The 19,010-nt window shown below is 66.3% G+C and carries 14 protein-coding genes and 8 tRNA genes; 6 read left to right on the plus strand and 16 right to left on the minus strand.

Translation table 11 applies throughout. The features are described 5' to 3' along the window. Window positions 1-11 precede the first annotated feature (11 nt). Window positions 12-380 (minus strand): 30S ribosomal protein S6, encoded by a 369-nt coding sequence (rpsF, locus tag ACRYRV_RS04985; RefSeq protein ID WP_253449386.1) that lies wholly within the window; start codon window positions 378-380, stop codon window positions 12-14. 495 nt (window positions 381-875) lie between these two features. Here rpsF and ACRYRV_RS04990 point away from each other — a divergent pair, with 495 nt between their 5' ends. Next, window positions 876-2,273, plus strand: a complete 1,398-nt coding sequence (locus ACRYRV_RS04990; protein ID WP_444985758.1) for an NAD(P)-binding domain-containing protein — start codon at window positions 876-878, stop codon at window positions 2,271-2,273. Window positions 2,274-2,348: 75 nt separating this feature from the next. On the opposite strand, the gene rlmB is transcribed toward ACRYRV_RS04990, so the two are convergent. Both rlmB and rnr read right to left on the minus strand, forming a co-directional pair. Then, the gene (rlmB, locus tag ACRYRV_RS04995; RefSeq protein WP_253449382.1) at window positions 2,349-3,158 is read right to left on the minus strand and encodes a 23S rRNA (guanosine(2251)-2'-O)-methyltransferase RlmB; all 810 of its coding nucleotides are present in this window, start codon (window positions 3,156-3,158) and stop codon (window positions 2,349-2,351) included. Between the two features lie 79 nt (window positions 3,159-3,237). Further along, entirely contained in the window at window positions 3,238-5,640 is a 2,403-nt protein-coding gene (rnr, locus tag ACRYRV_RS05000; RefSeq protein ID WP_444985757.1) for a ribonuclease R, read from the minus strand. Between the two features lie 233 nt (window positions 5,641-5,873). On the opposite strand from rnr, the gene ACRYRV_RS05005 reads away from it, so the two are divergent. The 3 genes from ACRYRV_RS05005 to ACRYRV_RS05015 all read left to right on the plus strand — a co-directional run bounded on the left by ACRYRV_RS05005 (window position 5,874) and on the right by ACRYRV_RS05015 (window position 6,206). Further along, a tRNA-Leu gene (locus tag ACRYRV_RS05005) sits at window positions 5,874-5,960 on the plus strand. A gap of 33 nt (window positions 5,961-5,993) precedes the next feature. Next, window positions 5,994-6,080: transfer RNA gene (locus tag ACRYRV_RS05010), tRNA-Leu, on the plus strand. Between the two features lie 39 nt (window positions 6,081-6,119). After that, window positions 6,120-6,206, plus strand: a tRNA-Leu gene (locus ACRYRV_RS05015). Between the two features lie 109 nt (window positions 6,207-6,315). Here ACRYRV_RS05015 and ACRYRV_RS05020 read toward each other — a convergent pair. The 3 genes from ACRYRV_RS05020 to ACRYRV_RS05030 all read right to left on the minus strand — a co-directional run bounded on the left by ACRYRV_RS05020 (window position 6,316) and on the right by ACRYRV_RS05030 (window position 8,109). Then, on the minus strand, window positions 6,316-7,179 hold the full coding sequence (locus ACRYRV_RS05020; RefSeq protein WP_444985756.1) for a DNA/RNA non-specific endonuclease: 864 nt from the start codon (window positions 7,177-7,179) through the stop codon (window positions 6,316-6,318). 79 nt (window positions 7,180-7,258) lie between these two features. Beyond that, window positions 7,259-7,534: an Lrp/AsnC family transcriptional regulator gene (locus ACRYRV_RS05025; protein WP_253449375.1), complete on the minus strand. Its 276-nt coding sequence runs from the start codon at window positions 7,532-7,534 to the stop codon at window positions 7,259-7,261. A 107-nt stretch (window positions 7,535-7,641) separates the two neighbouring features. Next, a complete protein-coding gene (locus ACRYRV_RS05030) occupies window positions 7,642-8,109 on the minus strand; it encodes a methylated-DNA--[protein]-cysteine S-methyltransferase (protein WP_253449372.1) in 468 nt (155 codons plus the stop codon). A 193-nt stretch (window positions 8,110-8,302) separates the two neighbouring features. On the opposite strand from ACRYRV_RS05030, the gene ACRYRV_RS05035 reads away from it, so the two are divergent. Then, window positions 8,303-8,617 (plus strand): high-potential iron-sulfur protein, encoded by a 315-nt coding sequence (locus ACRYRV_RS05035; RefSeq protein ID WP_253449370.1) that lies wholly within the window; start codon window positions 8,303-8,305, stop codon window positions 8,615-8,617. A gap of 105 nt (window positions 8,618-8,722) precedes the next feature. Here the strand turns inward: ACRYRV_RS05035 and ACRYRV_RS05040 are convergent, their stop codons facing one another. The 10 genes from ACRYRV_RS05040 to ACRYRV_RS05085 all read right to left on the minus strand — a co-directional run bounded on the left by ACRYRV_RS05040 (window position 8,723) and on the right by ACRYRV_RS05085 (window position 17,413). After that, complete coding sequence (locus tag ACRYRV_RS05040) at window positions 8,723-10,276, minus strand: SpoVR family protein (RefSeq protein ID WP_299316746.1); 1,554 nt, start codon at window positions 10,274-10,276, stop codon at window positions 8,723-8,725. 29 nt (window positions 10,277-10,305) lie between these two features. After that, window positions 10,306-11,586 carry a YeaH/YhbH family protein gene (locus ACRYRV_RS05045; protein WP_309637527.1) on the minus strand — a complete coding sequence of 427 codons (1,281 nt, stop codon included), beginning with the start codon at window positions 11,584-11,586 and terminating at the stop codon, window positions 10,306-10,308. A 15-nt stretch (window positions 11,587-11,601) separates the two neighbouring features. Further along, on the minus strand, window positions 11,602-13,524 hold the full coding sequence (locus ACRYRV_RS05050; protein WP_253449364.1) for a PrkA family serine protein kinase: 1,923 nt from the start codon (window positions 13,522-13,524) through the stop codon (window positions 11,602-11,604). Window positions 13,525-13,776: 252 nt separating this feature from the next. Further along, window positions 13,777-15,789, minus strand: a complete 2,013-nt coding sequence (locus tag ACRYRV_RS05055; protein WP_444985755.1) for an FAD-dependent oxidoreductase — start codon at window positions 15,787-15,789, stop codon at window positions 13,777-13,779. 261 nt (window positions 15,790-16,050) lie between these two features. Continuing rightward, window positions 16,051-16,127, minus strand: a tRNA-Asp gene (locus tag ACRYRV_RS05060). Between the two features lie 3 nt (window positions 16,128-16,130). After that, a tRNA-Val gene (locus ACRYRV_RS05065) sits at window positions 16,131-16,207 on the minus strand. 75 nt (window positions 16,208-16,282) lie between these two features. After that, window positions 16,283-16,359, minus strand: a tRNA-Asp gene (locus tag ACRYRV_RS05070). Between the two features lie 27 nt (window positions 16,360-16,386). Next, window positions 16,387-16,463 (minus strand) — tRNA-Asp (locus ACRYRV_RS05075). A gap of 41 nt (window positions 16,464-16,504) precedes the next feature. Continuing rightward, window positions 16,505-16,580, minus strand: a tRNA-Val gene (locus tag ACRYRV_RS05080). A gap of 116 nt (window positions 16,581-16,696) precedes the next feature. Continuing rightward, window positions 16,697-17,413: an alpha/beta family hydrolase gene (locus ACRYRV_RS05085; protein WP_445005983.1), complete on the minus strand. Its 717-nt coding sequence runs from the start codon at window positions 17,411-17,413 to the stop codon at window positions 16,697-16,699. 167 nt (window positions 17,414-17,580) lie between these two features. On the opposite strand from ACRYRV_RS05085, the gene ccoN reads away from it, so the two are divergent. Further along, the gene (gene ccoN, locus ACRYRV_RS05090) at window positions 17,581-19,005 is read left to right on the plus strand and encodes a cytochrome-c oxidase, cbb3-type subunit I (protein ID WP_299311726.1); all 1,425 of its coding nucleotides are present in this window, start codon (window positions 17,581-17,583) and stop codon (window positions 19,003-19,005) included. Window positions 19,006-19,010 lie beyond the last annotated feature (5 nt).

Raw genomic sequence — 19,010 nt, forward strand, 5'->3', positions numbered from 1 at the left:
GATGGGTGAGATCAGGCAGTTTCGGCGCGGGGCTTGTCTTCGCGACGGGCGCGCTTCTCTTCCACCGGCTTCATCATCGGGGAAGCTTCGGTGATCGCTTCCTTGCAGCGCACGACCAGGCTGCGAATGATGGCGTCGTTGAAGCGGAAGATGTTCTCGATCTCGTCGAGGGTCTCGCCTTCGCACTCCACGTTCATCAGCACGTAGTGAGCCTTGTGTATCTTGTTGATCGGGTAGGCCAGGTGACGACGGCCCCAATCCTCGAGGCGATGCACGGTACCGCCGTTCTCGGTGACGAGGCTGGTGTAGCGCTCGACCATGGCCGGAACCTGCTCGCTCTGGTCCGGGTGGACCATGAACACGATTTCGTAGTGACGCATGGGATCTCCTTGCGGTTTGGCAGCTTCCTCGGGAGGTCTTGACTCCAGGGAAGCAAGGAGGTGATTCGGAAAAACACGAATGCCCGCTCGATGGACGAACGGGCGCAGGTATTCTAGAGAGTACCGACGGGGATGGCAAGCCAAGGCCCCGCCCCATCGCCCGAAGGCGCCTGGGCAGGAGACCGGGACAGCCGCCGGAGTGTTGACAATAATAATCAAACACCCATAATTTGATAACGAAAAATTATGGATTGCCTCGATCCGCTTCACAGGCCCTGCCTGGAAGCGGGCACGCCACCCCGCTCGCCTTGCGCCCGGCGCACCGCACCGCCCTCTCGCCCCGGACCAGGCCCCGCCCCAGGGGAAAGGCCGCATCGAGCCTCATCCATGCTCTCCTCGCCCCACCAGCGGCGCAGGAGGGGGATCTCTTGTTCACCCGATACCGCCGGGGCGCCTGCCAAGCGCGCCACGGCGGCATCCGTCACGGAGTAGCGAATGACCAAACGCGTTGCCATCATCGGCGCCGGCCCCAGCGGCCTGGCCCAGCTGCGAGCCTTCCAGTCCGCCTTCGACCAGGGCGCCGAGCCGGTCGACCTGGTCTGCTTCGAGAAGCAGAGCGACTGGGGCGGCCAGTGGAACTACACCTGGCGTACCGGCCTCGATGCCAACGGCGAACCCGTTCACAGCAGCATGTACCGCTACCTGTGGTCCAACGGCCCCAAGGAGTGCCTGGAGTTTGCCGACTACACCTTCGAGGAGCACTTCGGCAAGCCGATCGCCTCCTATCCGCCCCGCGCCGTGCTCTGGGACTACATCAAGGGTCGCGTCGAGAAGGCCGGCGTGCGCCGCTTCATCCGCTTCAACTGCCCGGTCCGCCACGTGGAGTACCGCGAGGCGGACGGCACCTTCCTGGTCACCGTGCATGACCATGATCGCGACGTGGTCGAAAGCGAGGTGTTCGACCATGTGGTGGTGGCCTCAGGCCACTTCTCCACGCCCAACGTGCCGGAGTTCGAGGGCTTCGACACCTTCAACGGCCGCATCCTCCACGCCCACGATTTCCGCGACGCCCTGGAGTTTCAAGGCAAGAGCGTGCTGCTGGTGGGCAGCAGCTACTCCGCCGAGGATATCGGCTCCCAGTGCTACAAGTACGGCGTGCGCAGCATTACCAGCTGCTATCGCACCCGCCCCATGGGCTTCGACTGGCCCGAGAACTGGGAAGAGAAGCCGCTGCTGCAGCGGGTCGACGGCAACACCGCCTACTTCGCCGACGGCAGCAGCAAGCAGGTGGACGCCATCATTCTCTGCACCGGCTATCTGCACCACTTCCCCTTCCTGCCGGAGTCACTGCGCCTGCAGACCAGCAACCGCCTGTGGCCGCTGGACCTCTACCGGGGCGTGGTCTGGGAGGCCAACCCCAAGCTCTTCTACCTGGGCATGCAGGATCAGTGGTACACCTTCAACATGTTCGACGCCCAGGCCTGGTACGTGCGCGACGTGATTCTTGGGCGCATCGCCCTGCCCGACCGCGACGCCATGGCGGCCGACAGCCGCGCCTGGCGCGAGCGCGAGGAAGCGCTGGAGGACGACGAGGCGATGATCCGCTTCCAGGGTGACTATGTGGCGGGACTGATCGAGGCCACCGACTACCCTAGCTTCGATATCGAGGGGGTCAACCAGACCTTCCTGGAGTGGGAGAAGGACAAGCACGAAGGGATCATGACCTTCCGCGACAAGTCCTACCGCTCGCTGATGACCGGCACCCAGGCGCCACCCCACCATACCCGCTGGCTGGACGCCATGGATGACTCCCTGGAGGCCTTCCTCAATGCCCCCGAAGCGCCCCGCAGCGCCCGGGCGAAAGCCGCAGCGGCGGAGACCTCGGAAGGCTGAGCCCAGCACTGCCACCGATACGACAGCGCCTGCCATCCGGCAGGCGCTGTCGTTGATGCTCCCAGGGCACGCCCGCTACGCCGCGGGCGACCGTGCACCACGCTGGCGCACCGCCTCGAAGAGACAGATACCGGTGGCCACCGAGACGTTGAGGCTCGAGACGCTACCGGCCATGGGCAGCTTGACCAGCAGGTCGCAGGCCTCCCGGGTGAGGCGTCGCATCCCCTTGCCCTCGGCACCCATCACCAGGGCGGTGGGGCCGGTGAGGTCGGCCTGGTAGAGCAGTCCCTCGGCCTCACCGGCGGTACCGGTGATCCAGACGCCAAGCGCCTTGAGCCGCTCCAGGGCCCGGGCCAGGTTGGTGACCTGGTAGACCGGCACGCTCTCCGCGGCCCCGCAGGCCACCTTGCGCACCGTGGCATTGAGCGGCGCGGCCTTGTCCTTTGCCACGATCACGCCGTGGGCGCCGGCGGCATCGGCGCTGCGCAGGCAGGCGCCGAAATTGTGCACGTCGGTGATGCCGTCGAGCACCAGCAGCAGCGGCGGCTCGGCCCGGGGCCAGGCCTCCAGCTGGAACCACAGCGTCGCCTCGTCGGCAAAGGCGAGCGGCGCGGCGAAGGCAACGATCCCCTGGTGGGCCGCCCCCTGAGCCAGACGCTCGAGCTCGTCCCGAGGCCGGCTCTGCACCCGGGCGCCGCGCCGGCGCGCCTCCTCCACCAGCTCGGCCAGGCGGGCACCGGCACTGCCCTCCTGCACCCAGAGCTCCCGAGGCGCCTCGCCCCGCTCGAGCAGGGCGCGCACCGCATGCACGCCGAACACGGCCTCGAGGCCGCCGGGAGTGGCCGGAGCCGCGCCGGAGGCGCGGCGGGGTCGCTTCTGTTTCATCTCATTCATCCTGGCGGTGGCACAAGGAGGGGCGCCGGCGGCAGGCCGCGGCGCCCCTGGCAGTCGAATCGAAACCAGCTCAGCGGCGCGAGCGGCGCCGGCGACCACCGCGCTTCTTACCGTCGCTCTCTACCGTCTTGTCGGCTTCGCCCTTGGGTGCCTTGCCGCCGGCACGGGCGCGCCCCATGTCGGGAGCGTCGTCCACCGCGCGGCGGCGGCGCGGCGCACGCTTGGGGCGGGGCTTGTCGTCGGCCAGGGCAAAATCGATCTTGCGATCGTCGAGGTCGACCCGGGCCACCTGCACGCTGACGCCGTCGCCCAGCCGGTAGCTCATGCCGCTGCGCTCCCCCTTGAGACGGTGCTTCTCCGGCTCGTAGTGGTAGTAGTCGGAGGGCAGCGAGGTGACGTGCACCAGGCCTTCCACGAAGACATCGTCGAGGCGCACGAAGATGCCGAAGCCGGTCACCGAGGCGATGGTGCCGTCGAACACCTCGCCGAGCTTGTCGGACATGAACTCGCACTTGAGCCAGTCCTCCACGTCGCGGGTGGCGTCGTCGGCGCGCCGCTCGGTCATGGAGCAGTGCTCACCCAGCTCGAGCATCTGCTCGAAGGTGTAGGGGCACCACTTGCTGGGCGGCTCCACCGGCGCCCCCTCGGCACGCAGCACCGTATTGGTCTGGCGCGGACCGCGGATCACCGAGCGGATGGCGCGATGCACCAGCAGGTCCGGATAGCGGCGGATCGGCGAGGTGAAGTGGGCGTAGGCGGGATAGGCCAGGCCGAAGTGCCCCTCGTTATGGGGCGAATAGACCGCCTGGCTCATGGAGCGCAGCATCACCGTCTGGATAACGTCGGCATCGGGGCGATCCTTGATCACCTCGGCCAGCTCCTGGTAGTGCTGGGGGGTCGGCTCGTCGCCGCCGCCCACCGAGAGCCCGAGCTCCGAGAGGAAGAGGCGCAGCTTGTCGAGGCGCTCCGGGGAGGGGCGCTCGTGGATGCGGTAGAGCGCCGGCAGGTCGTGCTTGTCGAGGAAGCGCGCCGTGGCCACGTTGGCCGCCAGCATGCACTCCTCGATCAGCTTGTGGGCGTCATTGCGGCTGCGCGGGACGATCTTCTCGATCTTGCGCTCCTCGTTGAAGAGGATCGCCGTCTCGGTGGTCTCGAAGTCGATGGCCCCGCGGGCCTCCCGAGCCTCCCGCAGCACCCGGTAGAGCGAGTGCAGGTTCTTCAGGGTGGGCACCAGCTCGCGATACTCCTCGCGCAGGGCATCGCCGCTCGCGTCGTCCTCATCGAGGATCGCCGCCACCTTGTTGTAGGTGAGACGGGCGTGGGAGCGGAACACCCCCTCGTAGAAGCGATAGCGGCTGATGGCGCCGCTCTGGGAGATGTTCATCTCGCAGACCAGGGCCAGGCGGTCGACGTCGGGATTGAGGGAGCAGAGGCCGTTGGAGAGCAGCTCCGGCAGCATCGGCACCACCTGCCCCGGGAAGTAGACCGAGTTGCCGCGGCGGATCGCCTCCTGGTCCAGGGCGCTGCCCGGGCGGACGTAGTGGGAGACGTCGGCGATGGCCACCAGCAGCTTCCAGCTGCCGGACTTGGTCTTCCAGGCGCAGACGGCGTCGTCGAAGTCCTTGGCGCTCTCGTCATCGATGGTGACCAGCGGCACGTCGCGCAGGTCGACACGGTGAGCCTTGTCCTCCTCGGCCACCTCGGCGGACATGCTGGCGATCTGGTCGTGGACCTCCGGCGGGAACTCGGCGGGGATCTCATAGCTGCGGATGGCGATATCGATCTCCATCCCCGGGTCCATGCGCTCGCCGAGCACCTCGACCACCTCGCCCACCGGCTGCACCCGGGTGGCCGGCTGCTGGACGATCTTCGCCGAGATCACCTGGCCATCCTTCGCCCCGCCGCAGGCGCTGTGCGGAATGATCACCTCCTGGGTGATACGGGGGTTCTCCGGGATCAGCACCCCGAACTCGGGGGTATTCTCGCGATAGACGCCGACGATGGTCTGGGTGTTGTGGGAGAGCACCTCGGCGATGGTCGCCTCGTCGCGACCGCGGCGATCGCGTCCGCTGACCCGCGCCAGCACGTAGTCGCCGTGGAAGACCCGACGCATCTGCCGCGGTGGCAGCACCAGGTCGGGCTTCTTGCCATCCTCGCGGATCAGGAAGCCGAAACCGTCGCGGTGGCCGAGCACCTTGCCGCGGATCAGATCGAGCTTGTCGATCAGCGCATAGGCGCCGGCGCGGTTGCGCAGCACCTGGCCATCCCGCTCCATGGCCGCCAGGCGACGACGCACCGCCTCCTGCAGCTCATCGTCATCCAGGCCCAGCAGCCGGCTCATCTTCTCGTGAGTGATCGGCTTGCCATACTCTTCGAGCCGGGCGAGCAGATATTCGCGGCTGGGGGCAGGGTTATCGTACTTGTGGGCCTCGCGGCTGGCGTGCGGGTCGTCGCTGAGCGTCCAGTGAGTCATGCGGTAAGCATCCTTGGCAGGGTCGGGGACGGCAGGAGGGAGGTGGCGCACGGGCGCCGCGGGCATGGGGTCTTGCTGATAAGGTCTATTGTCATGGGCGCAGTATAGCGCCGCGGACGCCACCACCCAACCTCGGCATGCCTCGGCGACGGCGAAGACTGGCAAAAAAATCCCTCTGGACCGCCCCTTCCCCCTTGCATTGGCGCCGGAAACGGGTAACATACGCGTCGCTTGCCCAGATGGCGGAATTGGTAGACGCGCTAGCTTCAGGTGCTAGTGTCCTTACGGACGTGGAGGTTCAAGTCCTCTTCTGGGCACCATCGCTCTTTTACAGTTTGACTCGCTCGTGCTTCGCCCAGGTGGCGGAATTGGTAGACGCGCTAGCTTCAGGTGCTAGTGTCCTTACGGACGTGGAGGTTCAAGTCCTCTCCTGGGCACCACTCCTTCGGGAGCCGCGAACACGACGAGATGCATGATGCGCCCAGGTGGCGGAATTGGTAGACGCGCTAGCTTCAGGTGCTAGTATCCTTACGGATGTGGAGGTTCAAGTCCTCTCCTGGGCACCACTTCATATCGCATCATGCCGCTGAGCCAGAAACGGCAGTAACAGAGTGACATAAAGGAAACCGCGACACGATCGCGGTTTTTTTGTGCCCGCCTTTCGGCCCCACGACCTCAGAAGCGACCGGGGCGTCTCGCCACCTCCTCCAGGGCCCAGCCGCGGGTCACCACCTCCCCCTCCAGGACCTCGGCGACCGGTTCGGGCAGGTTGGGGAAGAAGTTCAGGCCGGTGCGCGCCTCCACCTCGGCCACGCTGACCAGGTAGTCATCCAGCGGCTCATCCCCCCGCACCTCCTGGGGCATGATGAAGGCCAGCACCCGCGACTCCTCGCCCGGCACCGCGATGATCTTGTAGAAGGCCTCGGGAATCTCCACCAGCCCCACCCGGTTGAGCACGTTGTCGAGGAAGCGCTCCGGGAAGACCGGCCCGGTAATCACCTGCACCTCGCCGAAGCGCGGCACGAAGTGGTCGATCACCACCTCCTCCAGGCGCTGCCACAGCCGCCGATTGAGATCGGGGCGCTGCGGACTCATATTGCTCATGTAGAAGGTGTCGCGCTGGGCCTGGGGGCCGTGCACCACGGCGATGGCGTAGTTGGGCGCCAGATGTCCGCGGTCATAGCCGCTGCCGGCGTAGTGGTCGGCCCCGACCGGCCAGAGGGTGCGCCAGTCGCGCTGGAAGGCGGGTCGCGGCCCGGCACTCGGCTCCTCCACGGCATGCAGGCGATAGCTGACCCAGAGCGGATTGACCCGCACGTCGGACCAGCCCACCAGAAAGCCCTCGTTGCGCAGCACCCGGTGGAAGCTGGTCGGCGACAGGCTCTGCCACTCCGGCACCCCCATCCAGACCAGCTGATCGCGCACCTGGCGCTCCTGGCCATACCAGAGGCCGGAGGTGACCACCACGAAGAGCAGGGTAATGCCGAAGCGGCGCGTCTGGCGGCGCCAGCGCGTCATGGGGGAACGACGACGACTCATCCTTGAACGGCTTCCAGTGAGGGCAGGGAATCAGCGCGGGGCTGCCGGGCGCCCGGGGGCACCCGGCTAGGCGCCGGGGCTACCAGCCCAGGGAGAACATGGTCTCGAGATCGTGGCGGGAGTGCACCTGCATGGCGTTGAGGGTCTCGGTGTCGCGAATGCCCTCCACGACATTGAGCCGCTCGGTGACCAACTCGGCGAGGCTCTCGAAGTCCCGGGTACGGGCGATGGCCACCAGATCGTAGCGGCCACAGGTGGAGTAGACCTCGCTGATCCCCTCGACGTCGGCAAGGCGCTCGGCCACCGCCTTTACCTGCCCCTTCTCGGCGTTGATCAGGATGACGGCATTCTGCATCGGGCACTCTCCCTGCTGCGGCCCGCTAGGGCGCTGTGAACGACAGGCCGGCAACCGCCGGCAGTGGCGCGAGTATAGCAGCGCACCGGGCCGGGCTGAATCGCCGCTCAGCCGGGCAGGCTCCCCTCCAGGGCCAGCAGGAGACGCTTCCGCTCGACGCCTCCGCTGTATCCGCCCAGGCCGCCGGCGGCCACCACGCGATGGCAGGGGATCAGGATCGGCAGCGGATTGGCACCGTTGGCGGTGCCGATGGCTCGGGCCGCCCCCTCGCGCCCCAGCCGACGCGCCAGCTCACCGTAGGTGCGGGTCTCCCCCCAGGGAATCCGCAGCAGCGCCGACCAGACCTCGCGCTGGAAGTCGCTGCCCCTCGGCGCCAGCGGCAGGCTGAAGCTGCGCCGCCGGCCGGCCAGGTAGGCGAGCAGCTGGTCGCGAGCCTCCACCAGGGCGGCGTCGTCACGCCCCGCCCCCTCAGGGTCGGGCTGGCCCTCGGCGGCCAGGGTCAGCTGGCACAGGCCCTCGGGCCTAGCGCAGAGCAGGATCTCGCCCAGGGGCGAGGCAAAACGGCTAAAGATCATCGGGTCTCCCTGTTGCATGACGGGGTGCGCGTCAGTTTGCCGCACCCCCAAGGTGCCATTCGCATCGCCACCCTCTCTCTACTAATATGGTCTGGCGAACTCCGCAGGGCCAGCCCTGTCGGAGCAAGAGGTGGCCAACCACCCATTAGCAGACCAGGCAGCCGCCTGATACCGTGATGAACAAGGAGACCCCATGGCCAATCAGAGCCGTCGTGACTTTATGCGCAACAGCCTCATGGGCCTCGCCGCCCTGCCGCTGGGCGCCGGCATCCTCTCCAAGAGCGCCTTCGCCGACACCCTGCCGCGCCTCGACCCGGGCGCCGACCAGGCTCAGGCGCTGAACTATGTCGAAGTCGCCGCCGACGCTGCCGACCACCCGGCCTATGAGGAAGGCGAGTACTGCGACAACTGCATGTTCTTCCAGGCAGGCACCGAAGGCTGCACCCTGTTCCCGCAGAACAGCGTCGAGCCCAAGGGCTGGTGTCAGTCCTGGACCGCCCAGGCCTGATCCCCTCCCGGCAGTAGCATAACGCCGCTGCGATCATTGCGAAACCCGCGCCTTGGCGCGGGTTTCGTCGTTTCAGGCCCTGACGCTCAAGGGAGGGCCGCCCCCTCAGGCCTGAGCGGCAGCCTCCTCGGGCAGCGGCCACTGATAGCGCCTCACCACCTCGTCGCCCTCCATCGACTCGAGATGGACGGGGAAGCCCCACAGCTGGTGCAGGTGACGAATCACCGGATAGACGCTGCGCGCCAGGGGGCGGCGGCTGTCCTGGACGTGGCGCAGGGTGAGCGAGCGGTCGCCGCGGATATCCGCCGAGTAGATCTGGATGTTGGGCTCGCGCACCGAGAGCGCGTACTGGGTGGCCAGGGCCTCCCGGATGCGCCGGTAGCCGCGCTCGTCATGAATCGCCTTCACCTCCAGCATCTCCTCCTGGTCGTCATCCACCACCATGAAGAGCTTGAGGTCGCGAATCACCTTGGGTGAGAGGAACTGCTGGATGAAGGACTCGTCCTTGAAGTTCTTCATGGCGAACTCCAGGGTCTCCCGCCAGTCGCTGCCGGCACTGTCCGGAAACCAGCGGCGATCCTCCTCGGTGGGGGCCTCGCAGAGGCGCTTGAGATCGCTGAAGATGGCAAAGCCAAGGGCATAGGGGTTGATCCCGCTGAACCAGGGGCTGTCGAAGTCGGGCTGGTTGACCACGGCGGTATGGGACTGCAGGAACTCCAGCATCAGCCCCTCGTCCACCAGCCCCTCCTCATAGAGACGATTCATCAGGGTGTAGTGCCAGAAGGTGGCCCACCCCTCGTTCATCACCTGGGTCTGGCGCTGGGGATAGAAGTACTGGGCCAGCTTGCGCACGATGCGCACCACCTCGCGCTGCCAGGGCGCCAGCAGCGGCGCGTTCTTCTCGATGAAGTAGAGCAGGTTCTCCTGGGGCTCGGCGGGGTAGCGGCCGCCGCCGTGCAGCCCCAGGGGATCCTCCTCGTCATGGCCATCCCCCAGCGCCTCCGCCGAGGGGCGCCCGGGAATGGTGCGCCACAGGGTATTGACCTGGGCCTGCAGGTACTCCTCGCGCTCCTTCTGGCGACGCGCCTCCTCCTCGGCGGAGATCGGCGAGGGGCGCTTGTAGCGGTCGACGCCGTAGTTCTGCAGGGCATGGCAGGCGTCGAGCAGCTGCTCCACCGCCCGCACCCCGTGACGCTCCTCGCACTGGGCGATGTACTTCCGAGCGAACACCAGGTAGTCGACGATGGAGCCGGCGTCGGTCCAGGCACGAAACAGGTAGTTACCCTTGAAGAAGGAGTTGTGGCCGTAGCAGGCGTGGGCCATCACCAGCACCTGCATCATCAAGGAGTTCTCCTCCATCAGGTAGGCGATGCAGGGGTCGGAGTTGATCACCAGCTCGTAGGCCAGCCCCATCTGACCGCGCCGGTAGGCCTGCTCCACGGCGAGGAACTGCTTGCCGAAGGACCAGTGGTGGTAGCCCACCGGCATGCCGACGCTGGCATAGGCGTCCATCATCTGCTCGGTGGTGATCACCTCGATCTGGTTGGGGTAGGTGTCGAGCCGGTACTCGTCGGCCAGCCGGGCGATCTCGCGCTCGAACTCGGCCAGGGTCTCGAAGTTCCAGTCGGAACCGGTGGCAATGGGCTTGCGTCGTGTCATGGATGCCTCCTCGGCGAGTCGCTGCCCCTTCAGCCGGCGACGCGCCGCTTGAAAAGCTCGCGGAACACCGGATAGATATCGCCGGCCTCGACGATCTGACGCATGGCAAAGCGCGCAGGAAACTCCGCGGCCACGCTCTCGTACTCCTCCCACAGCGCCTGGTGCGCATGGGGCGTGATCTCCACGTAGGTGTAGTACTGAAGGCGCGGCATCAGCTTCTTGATCAGCAGATCGCGGCAGGTCACGGAGTCATCGTCCCAGTTGTCGCCGTCCGAGGCCTGGGCCACATAGAGGTTCCACTGCCCCGGCGGGTAGCGGTCATCGATGATCTCGTCGACCAGGGCAAGCGCGCTGGAGACGATGGTGCCGCCGGTCTCCCGGGAGTAGAAGAACTCCTCCTCGTCCACCTCCTTGGCCGCGGTGTGGTGGCGCACGAAGACCAGCTCGACCTTCTCGTAGCTGCGCTCCAGGAAGAGGTAGAGCAGCAGGAAGAAGCGCTTGGCGATGTCCTTGTGGGCCTGGGTCATGGAGCCGGAAACGTCCATGATGCAGAACATCACCGCCTTGCTCGACGGCATCGGCTGGTTGACGAGATGGTTGTAGCGCAGGTCGAAGGTGTCGATGAAGGGCACCGCCTCGAGGCGCTTCTCCAGGCGCTCGATCTCGACCCTGAGCTCAGCGATGCGCGCCGGGTTGCGCAGCACCGGATCCTTGCTCTCCTCGACCTCCAGGGCCTCACGGGCCTCGCGCAGGGCTCGGCGGATCGGCGCCCGCATGGCGATGCGCCGGGCCTGGGCCTCGCGCATGGAGCGCACGATGTTGATCCGCGCCGGCACGCCGTCCCGGGACACCCCGGCGCGCACCGGGCGCACCTCGTCGAGGTCCACCAGCGACTTGCGCTCCAGATGGGGAAGCTCCAGGCCGTCGAAGACGAAGTCGAGGAACTCCTCCCGGGAGAGGGTAAAGGCGAACTCGTCCATGCCCTCGCCCTGGTTCGAGGCGCTGCCCTCGCCGGCGCCCCCGCCCCCACCGCCGCCCGGGCGGCGCAGGCGATCTCCCTCCACGAACTCCTTGTTGCCCGGGGCAACAATGGTCCGCCGCCCGCCGGTGCCGTGCTGAAAGACCGGCTCCGAGATATCCCGAGCGGGAATCGACACCTTCTCGCCACGCTCCATGTCGGTGATGGAGCGGCGATTGACCGCCTCCTCCACCGAGCGCTTGATATGGGTGCGGTAGCGGTCCAGGAAGCGCTGCCGGTTGACGGCGCTCTTGTGCCGAGCGTTGGGGCGACGATCGATGAAATAGGTCATGCCGACCTCCTCGCACTACTGCGACTTGCGCACCCGCAGGTACCACTCGGAGAGCAGGCGCACCTGCTTCTCGGTGTAGCCCCGATCGACCATCCTGGCCACGAAGTCCTCGTGCTTCTTCTGGTCCGACTGAGAGGCCTTGGCGTTGAAGGAGATCACCGGCAAGAGCTCCTCGGTGTTGGCGAACATCTTGTGCTCGATCACCCCGCGCAGCTTCTCGTAGGACTGCCAGCTGGGGTTCATGCCGTTGTTCTGGGCCCGGGCCCGCAGCACGAAGTTGACCACCTCGTGGCGGAAGTCCTTGGGATTGGAGATCCCCGCCGGCTTCTCGATCTTCTCCAGCTCCTCGTTGAGGGCCTGGCGGTTGAAGAGCTCGCCGGTCTCGGGGTCGCGATACTCCTGATCCTGGATCCAGAAGTCGGCATAGGTGACGTAGCGGTCGAAGATGTTCTGGCCATATTCGGAGTAGGACTCCAGGTAGGCGGTCTGGATCTCCTTGCCGATGAAGTCGACGTAGCGCGGTGCCAGGTACTCCTTGATGAAGCGCAGGTAGCGCTCGAAGGTCTCCCGGGGAAGCTGCTCCTGCTCCAGGCGCTGCTCCAGCACATAGAGCAGGTGCACCGGGTTGGCGGCCACCTCGTGACTGTCGAAGTTGAACACCTTGGAGAGGATCTTGAAGGCGAAGCGGGTGGAGAGGCCATCCATCCCCTCGTCGACCCCGGCAGAGTCGCGATACTCCTGAATCGACTTGGCCTTGGGGTCGGTATCCTTGAGGTTCTCGCCGTCGTAGACCCGCATCTTGGAGTAGATGCTGGAGTTTTCGGTCTCCTTGAGCCGCGAGAGCACCGAGAACTGGGCCAGCATGCGCAGGGTGTCCGGAGCGCAGGGCGCCTCATTGAGGGAGGAGTGCTCGAGCAGCTTCTGGTAGATCTTCACCTCCTCGGAGACCCGCAGGCAGTAGGGCACCTTGACGATGTAGACCCGGTCGAGGAAGGCCTCGTTGTTGCGGTTGTTGCGAAACGCCTGCCACTCGCTCTCGTTGGAGTGGGCTAGGACGACCCCCTCGAAGGGAATGGCCCCCATCCCCTCGGTGGGGTTGTAGTTGCCCTCCTGGGTCGCGGTGAGCAGCGGATGCAGCACCTTGATCGGCGCCTTGAACATCTCCACGAACTCCATTAGCCCCTGGTTGGCCCGGCACAGGCCGCCGGAGAAGCTGTAGGCGTCGGGGTCATCCTGGGAGTACATCTCCAGCTGACGGATATCCACCTTGCCCACCAGCGACGAGATGTCCTGGTTGTTCTCGTCGCCGGGCTCGGTCTTGGAGATGGCGATCTGATTGAGGCGCGAGGGGTAGAGCCGCACCACCCGGAACTGGGAGATATCGCCGCCATACTCCTTGAGCCGCTTGGCCGCCCAGGGCGACATCACGCTCTTGAGGTAGCGCCGCGGGATGCCGTACTCCTTCTCGAGCAGCTCGCCATCCTCCTCGGGCGAGAAGAGGCCCAGCGGCGACTCATAGACCGGGGAGCCCTTGATCGCATAGAAGGGCACCCGCTCCATCAGCAGCTTGAGCCGCTCGGCCAGGGACGACTTGCCGCCCCCCACCGGCCCCAGCAGATAGAGAATCTGCTTGCGCTCCTCGAGGCCCTGGGCGGCGTGCCGGAAGTAGGCAACGATCTGCTCGATCGCCTCCTCCATGCCGTAGAACTCCGAGAACGCCGGGTAGCGGCGAATCACCTTGTTGGAGAAGATGCGCGAAAGGCGTGGATCCTTGGCCGTATCGATCACCTCGGGCTCACCGATGGCCTCGAGCATGCGCTCGGCGGCCGAGGCGTAGGCCACGGGCTCCCGGCGACACAGCTCCAGATACTCCTCGAGGCTCAGCTCCTCCTGCTGGACCCGAGCGTAGCGGTTCTGTACATGGTCGAAGATGCTCATCACTGCCTCCTTGAAACCCGAAGAGTCGACGCCCGTTTCATCAAGGGGGGGGGCGCCCGGGACGGGGTAACCTCAGCGTAGGTCAGGCCTGCACAATATCAGCGGACATCGAATCAACGCTTGAGCCATTTACCCCTGAGAGCCCGGGGAGACGAGGAGGTTCGAGGCGAAGGCCGCGGCCGTTAAACGTTGAAAGGACGCAGCCTCTCCGAGCGGGGCTCGGAGAGGCTGCGGCGGGAGGGCGGAGCGGGGTCAGAGCGTCGCGGCGACCCGGGTCCCCTGGTCGATGGCGCGCTTGGCATCGAGTTCGGCGGCCTCATCGGCGCCGCCGATCAGGTGCACCTCGACGCCCGCCGCCTGGAGCGGCGCCAGCAGGTCGCGTACCGGCTCCTGGCCGGCACAGACCACCACGCTGTCGACCTCGAGCAGACGCGGCTCTCCCCCCACTCGCAGATGCAGGCCGGCATCGTCGACGCCCAGGTACTCGCAGCCGGCCAGCGTTTCAACGCCGCGCTGCTTGAGCGAGGCGCGGTGCACCCAGCCGGTGGTCTTGCCGAGCCCCTTGCCGGGCTTGGAGGCCTTGCGCTGGAGCAGGAAGACCCGGCGCGGCACCTCGGGGCGCCGCGGCGCCTTGAGGCCACCCGGGGTCGCAACCGCGAGATCCACCCCCCACTCCTCGCACCAGGCCTCGGCGTCCAGGGCGGGCCGCCCCACCTGGGTCAGCAGCTCGGCCACATCGAAGCCGATGCCGCCGGCACCGATGATCGCCACCCGCCTGCCGACCCGCTCCGGATGCAGGATCGCCGTGGGGTAGCCGATCACCTTGGGGTGGTCGCTGCCGGGCAGTTCGAGCCGGCGCGGCCGCACGCCGCTGGCCAGCACCACCCCGTCGAAGGCCGCCAGCGCCTGGGCATCCGCCTCGCAGCCGAGCCGCACCCGTACGCCATGCTTGTCGAGCATCACCCGGAAGTAGCGCAGGGTCTCGTCGAACTCCTCCTTGCCGGGAATGCGCCGGGCATAGTTGAACTGCCCGCCCAGCTCGGCACTTCGCTCGAAGAGGGTCACCGCATGGCCGCGGCGGGCGGCGGTCACCGCCGCGGCCAGGCCCGCGGGCCCGCCGCCCACCACGGCGATGCGCCGCGGCGCATGGGCGGGCTCGATCACCAGTTCGGTCTCGTGGCCGGCGCGCGGGTTGACCAGGCAGGAGGTCGCCTTGCCCGCGAAGGTGTGGTCGAGGCAGGCCTGGTTGCAGGCGATGCAGGTGTTGATCTCCTCGCTCCTGCCCTCGGCGGCCTTGGTCACCCAGGCCGGGTCGGCCAGGAAGGGGCGCGCCATGGAGACCATGTCCGCATGGCCCTCGGCCAGCACCCGCTCCGCCACCTCCGGCATGTTGATGCGGTTGGTGGTGATCAGCGGCACCGCGAGCTCGGCCTTGAGCCGCCGCGTCACCTCGGTGAAGGCCGCCCGCGGCACGCTGGTGACGATGGTCGGCACCCGCGCCTCGTGCCAGCCGATCCCGGTATTGATGAGGCTGGCGCCGGCCGCTTCGATGGCGCGCCCCAGGGCCACCACCTCGTCATGGGTGCTGCCCTCCTCCACCAGGTCGATCATGGAGAGGCGGAAGATGACCAGGAACGTCTCACCCACCGCCTCGCGGATGCGCCGCACGATCTCCACGGGAAACCGCATACGCTTCTCGAAGCTGCCGCCCCAGGCGTCGTCCCGATGGTTGGTGCGCCGGCAGACGAACTGGTTGATCAGGTAACCCTCGGAGCCCATCACCTCCACCCCGTCATAGCCCGCCTGCTGCGCCAGGGTCGCGCAGCGCACATAGTCAGCGATCTGCTTCTCGACGTCCTCGGCGGAGAGCTCCCGAGGCGTGAAGGGATTGATCGGCGCCTGGATCGCCGAGGGGGCGACCAGCTCCGGCGAATAGGCGTAGCGGCCGGCGTGAAGGATCTGCAGGCAGAGGCGCCCACCCTCGGCGTGAACCGCCTCTACCAGGCGGCGATGATCGGGCAGCTGCGCCTCTCCCTCCAGGGTGGCGGCGCCCTGGAAGACGGCGCCCTCCGGGTTGGGGGCGATGCCGCCGGTGACGATCAGCGCCACCCCCTCCCGGGCACGCTCGGCATAGAAGGCGGCCAGACGCTCGAAGCCGCCGGGCGCCTCCTCCAGATTGGTGTGCATGGAGCCCATCAGCACCCGGTTGGGCAGCGTCAGGTGGCCCAGCGACAGGGGGCTCAAGAGATGGGGGTAGGCAGTCACGGCATGCTCCTTGTTGTTGATATAGGACTGTTGATCTACGGCTGTTGATCCACAGCTGCGGGTCCAAATTCAAACAACTGTATGACAGTGGACGCAAGGGCGCAAAGCCTAAAGAAAGAAACGACCAGGGAGCCGGAAGGAGAAGGGAAGGGAAGGGAAGGGAAGGGAAAGGCAAAAACGAAAAAGCCCCGAGCGGAAAGGCTCGAGGCTTCAGGAATTCGTGTGCATCCAGATGCACAGACAGACGACACTTGCAGCAGATGGCGGACCGGACGGGACTCGAACCCGCGACCTCCGGCGTGACAGGCCGGCATTCTAACCAACTGAACTACCGGTCCGCGTGGTGGGTGATACCGGATTCGAACCAGTGACCCCCAGCATGTGAGGCTGGTGCTCTAACCAACTGAGCTAATCACCCACGAGGACTGCAAAGCGTGCTGCGTTTTCTACTACTGCTACTGCCGTTTTTGCTACTGCTGTCAGGCCATCATCATGGCGGACCGGACGGGACTCGAACCCGCGACCTCCGGCGTGACAGGCCGGCATTCTAACCAACTGAACTACCGGTCCACAAGATGACACCTGGCAAAAACACGTTGGCGGACCGGACGGGACTCGAACCCGCGACCTCCGGCGTGACAGGCCGGCATTCTAACCAACTGAACTACCGGTCCGCTGCGTGCTTTCTACGTGATCCACGACTGCCCGAGGGCAATGGTGGGTGGTACAGGGTTCGAACCTGTGACCCCCAGCTTGTAAGGCTGGTGCTCTCCCAGCTGAGCTAACCACCCCTGGTCACGTGGCGCTGCATTCTACAGGGGCCGGACCCAATGTCAACGCTTTTTGCTACGGGTGGGGCACATCCGCATTCCGGTGGCTTTTCATCGGCTTGCCCGAGGCCGGAGGATCAGGCCTGGCGCGCCAGGAAGTCGGCGATCGCCGCAGCCCCCTCCTCGATCAGCCCCCCCTGGGTCAAACCGCTGGCACGGCGCGGCTGCCAGTCATGGTCCCCGTCCTCGAGGACGGGGACCCGTGCCGCTCCCAGATCATAGCCGGCGATCTCGTCGCGGCTGCCGAAGGGGTCGCGGCTTCCCTGGACCACCAGGGTCGGACAGCCGATCAGCGGCCAGTGGGCAAGGCGCAGAGTCTCAGGCCGGCGCGGCGGATGGAAGGGGTAGCCGCACAGCACCAGGCCAGCGGCGCCGTCGCGCGCCGCCACCAGGCTGGCCACGCGACCGCCCAGGGATTTTCCACCTAGCCAGAGCGGAGGGAGCCCAGGGTGTGTCAGAATGTCGCACCAGCGAGACAACTCCTCCACCAGGCGATCGACTTTAGGAGGGGGACGTCGGCGCGCCTCACGACGCATCTGCTGCAGGTAGGCAAACTCGATAGCCAGGGTCTGGACACCGCGTTCGGCCAGGGCATCGCGGCTGCGTTCCAGGAACGTGGAATCCTGGCCGGCGCCCGCCCCGTGGGCCATCAGCAGGCGACCGATACGCGCCTCGCCGCGCACCTCCAGGGGACCTTCAGGCAGCCACCAGCGCCCCTGTTCACCCTGTGCCAGACGCTCCCCGCACTCCTCGGAGGTAATGGGGGCATAATCCGGATAAGCATAATGCGACATTGCGACTCCTTGACGAGTTCGGCGCCTACACCGATTGGCGTGTTCAGGATTGAGGCGGGCTGCGCTAGAATCCCGACCGTCTTGACCTGCATCATCCTGGGGCAGCTGGGTCCGTGACAAACTGACGCAGCTTCAACCCCCGCTACCGCGTTCGATGGGAACCTGACATGAGCACAGCACTGGAACACCCGACCTACAACTACAAGGTAGTTCGGCAGTTCGCGATCATGACAGTCGTGTGGGGCATCGTGGGCATGACCCTTGGTGTCATCCTCGCCGCACAGCTGGTATGGCCGCAACTCAACCTGGACCTGCCTTGGACGAGCTTCGGCCGTCTGCGTCCGCTTCACACCAACGCCGTGATCTTCGCCTTCGGCGGCTCGGCGCTGTTCGCCACCTCCTACTACGTGGTGCAGCGGACCTGTCAGACCCGGCTGTGGTCCGACAAGCTCGCCGCCTTCACTTTCTGGGGTTGGCAAGCCGTGATCCTGTCGGCGGTGATCACCCTGCCGCTGGGCTACACCACCACCAAGGAGTACGCCGAGCTGGAGTGGCCGATCAATATCCTGATCGCGGTGGTGTGGGTGACCTACGCCCTGGTCTTCCTGATGACCATCAAGCAGCGCAAGACCTCCCACATCTACGTGGCCAACTGGTTCTTCGCCGCCTTCATCCTGACCGTCGCGGTGCTGCATATCGTCAACAATGCCGCCATTCCGGTCACCGCCATGTACTCCATCTCCATCTACTCCGGCGCCATCGACGCCATGGTGCAGTGGTGGTACGGCCACAACGCGGTAGGCTTCTTCCTGACCGCCGGTTTCCTGGGGATGATGTACTACTTCGTACCCAAGCAGGCCGAGCGTCCGGTCTACTCCTACCGGCTCTCCATCGTCCACTTCTGGGCGCTGATCATGGTCTACATGTGGGCCGGCCCGCACCACCTGCACTACACCGCCCTGCCCAACTGGGCGCAGTCCCTGGGCATGATCATGTCGATCATCCTGCTCGCACCCTCCTGGGGCGGCATGATCAACGGCATGATGACCCTCTCCGGCGCCTGGCATAAGCTGCGCACCGACCCGACCCTGCGCTTCCTGGTGGTGGCCCTCTCCTTCTACGGCATGTCCACCTTCGAAGGCCCGATGATGGCGGTCAAGACCGTCAACGCCCTCTCCCACTACACCGACTGGACCATCGGTCACGTACACGCCGGGGCACTCGGCTGGGTGGCGATGATCACCATCGGTTCCATGTACCACCTGATCCCGCGTCTGTTCGGCCGCACCGAGATGCACTCCGTGGGCCTGATCGCCGTGCACTTCTGGCTGGCGACCATCGGCACCGTGCTCTACATCGCCTCCATGTGGGTCAACGGCATCCTGCAGGGCCTGATGTGGCGCGCCATCAACCCCGACGGCACCCTGATGTATACCTTCATCGAGTCCGTCGAGGCCAGCGGCCCCGGCTACATCGTGCGCCTGATCGGCGGCCTGTGCTGGGTCGTGGGCATGCTGATCATGGCCTACAACGTCACCATGACCGTCAAGCGCGGTGAAGGGGCTCGCCAGCCGCTTCCGCAGACTGCCTGAGCCAA

It is taken from the genome of Halomonas mongoliensis, assembly GCF_052496345.1.

Bases quoted from the DNA above. Each gene is read 5' to 3' on its own strand.
- rpsF (WP_253449386.1), bottom strand. From the start codon at position 380: ATGCGTCACTACGAAATCGTGTTCATGGTCCACCCGGACCAGAGCGAG.
- ACRYRV_RS04990 (WP_444985758.1), top strand. From the start codon at position 876: ATGACCAAACGCGTTGCCATCATCGGCGCCGGCCCCAGCGGCCTGGCC.
- rlmB (WP_253449382.1), bottom strand. From the start codon at position 3,158: ATGAAACAGAAGCGACCCCGCCGCGCCTCCGGCGCGGCTCCGGCCACT.
- rnr (WP_444985757.1), bottom strand. From the start codon at position 5,640: ATGACTCACTGGACGCTCAGCGACGACCCGCACGCCAGCCGCGAGGCC.
- ACRYRV_RS05020 (WP_444985756.1), bottom strand. From the start codon at position 7,179: ATGAGTCGTCGTCGTTCCCCCATGACGCGCTGGCGCCGCCAGACGCGC.
- ACRYRV_RS05025 (WP_253449375.1), bottom strand. From the start codon at position 7,534: ATGCAGAATGCCGTCATCCTGATCAACGCCGAGAAGGGGCAGGTAAAG.
- ACRYRV_RS05030 (WP_253449372.1), bottom strand. From the start codon at position 8,109: ATGATCTTTAGCCGTTTTGCCTCGCCCCTGGGCGAGATCCTGCTCTGC.
- ACRYRV_RS05035 (WP_253449370.1), top strand. From the start codon at position 8,303: ATGGCCAATCAGAGCCGTCGTGACTTTATGCGCAACAGCCTCATGGGC.
- ACRYRV_RS05040 (WP_299316746.1), bottom strand. From the start codon at position 10,276: ATGACACGACGCAAGCCCATTGCCACCGGTTCCGACTGGAACTTCGAG.
- ACRYRV_RS05045 (WP_309637527.1), bottom strand. From the start codon at position 11,586: ATGACCTATTTCATCGATCGTCGCCCCAACGCTCGGCACAAGAGCGCC.
- ACRYRV_RS05050 (WP_253449364.1), bottom strand. From the start codon at position 13,524: ATGAGCATCTTCGACCATGTACAGAACCGCTACGCTCGGGTCCAGCAG.
- ACRYRV_RS05085 (WP_445005983.1), bottom strand. From the start codon at position 17,413: ATGTCGCATTATGCTTATCCGGATTATGCCCCCATTACCTCCGAGGAG.
- ccoN (WP_299311726.1), top strand. From the start codon at position 17,581: ATGAGCACAGCACTGGAACACCCGACCTACAACTACAAGGTAGTTCGG.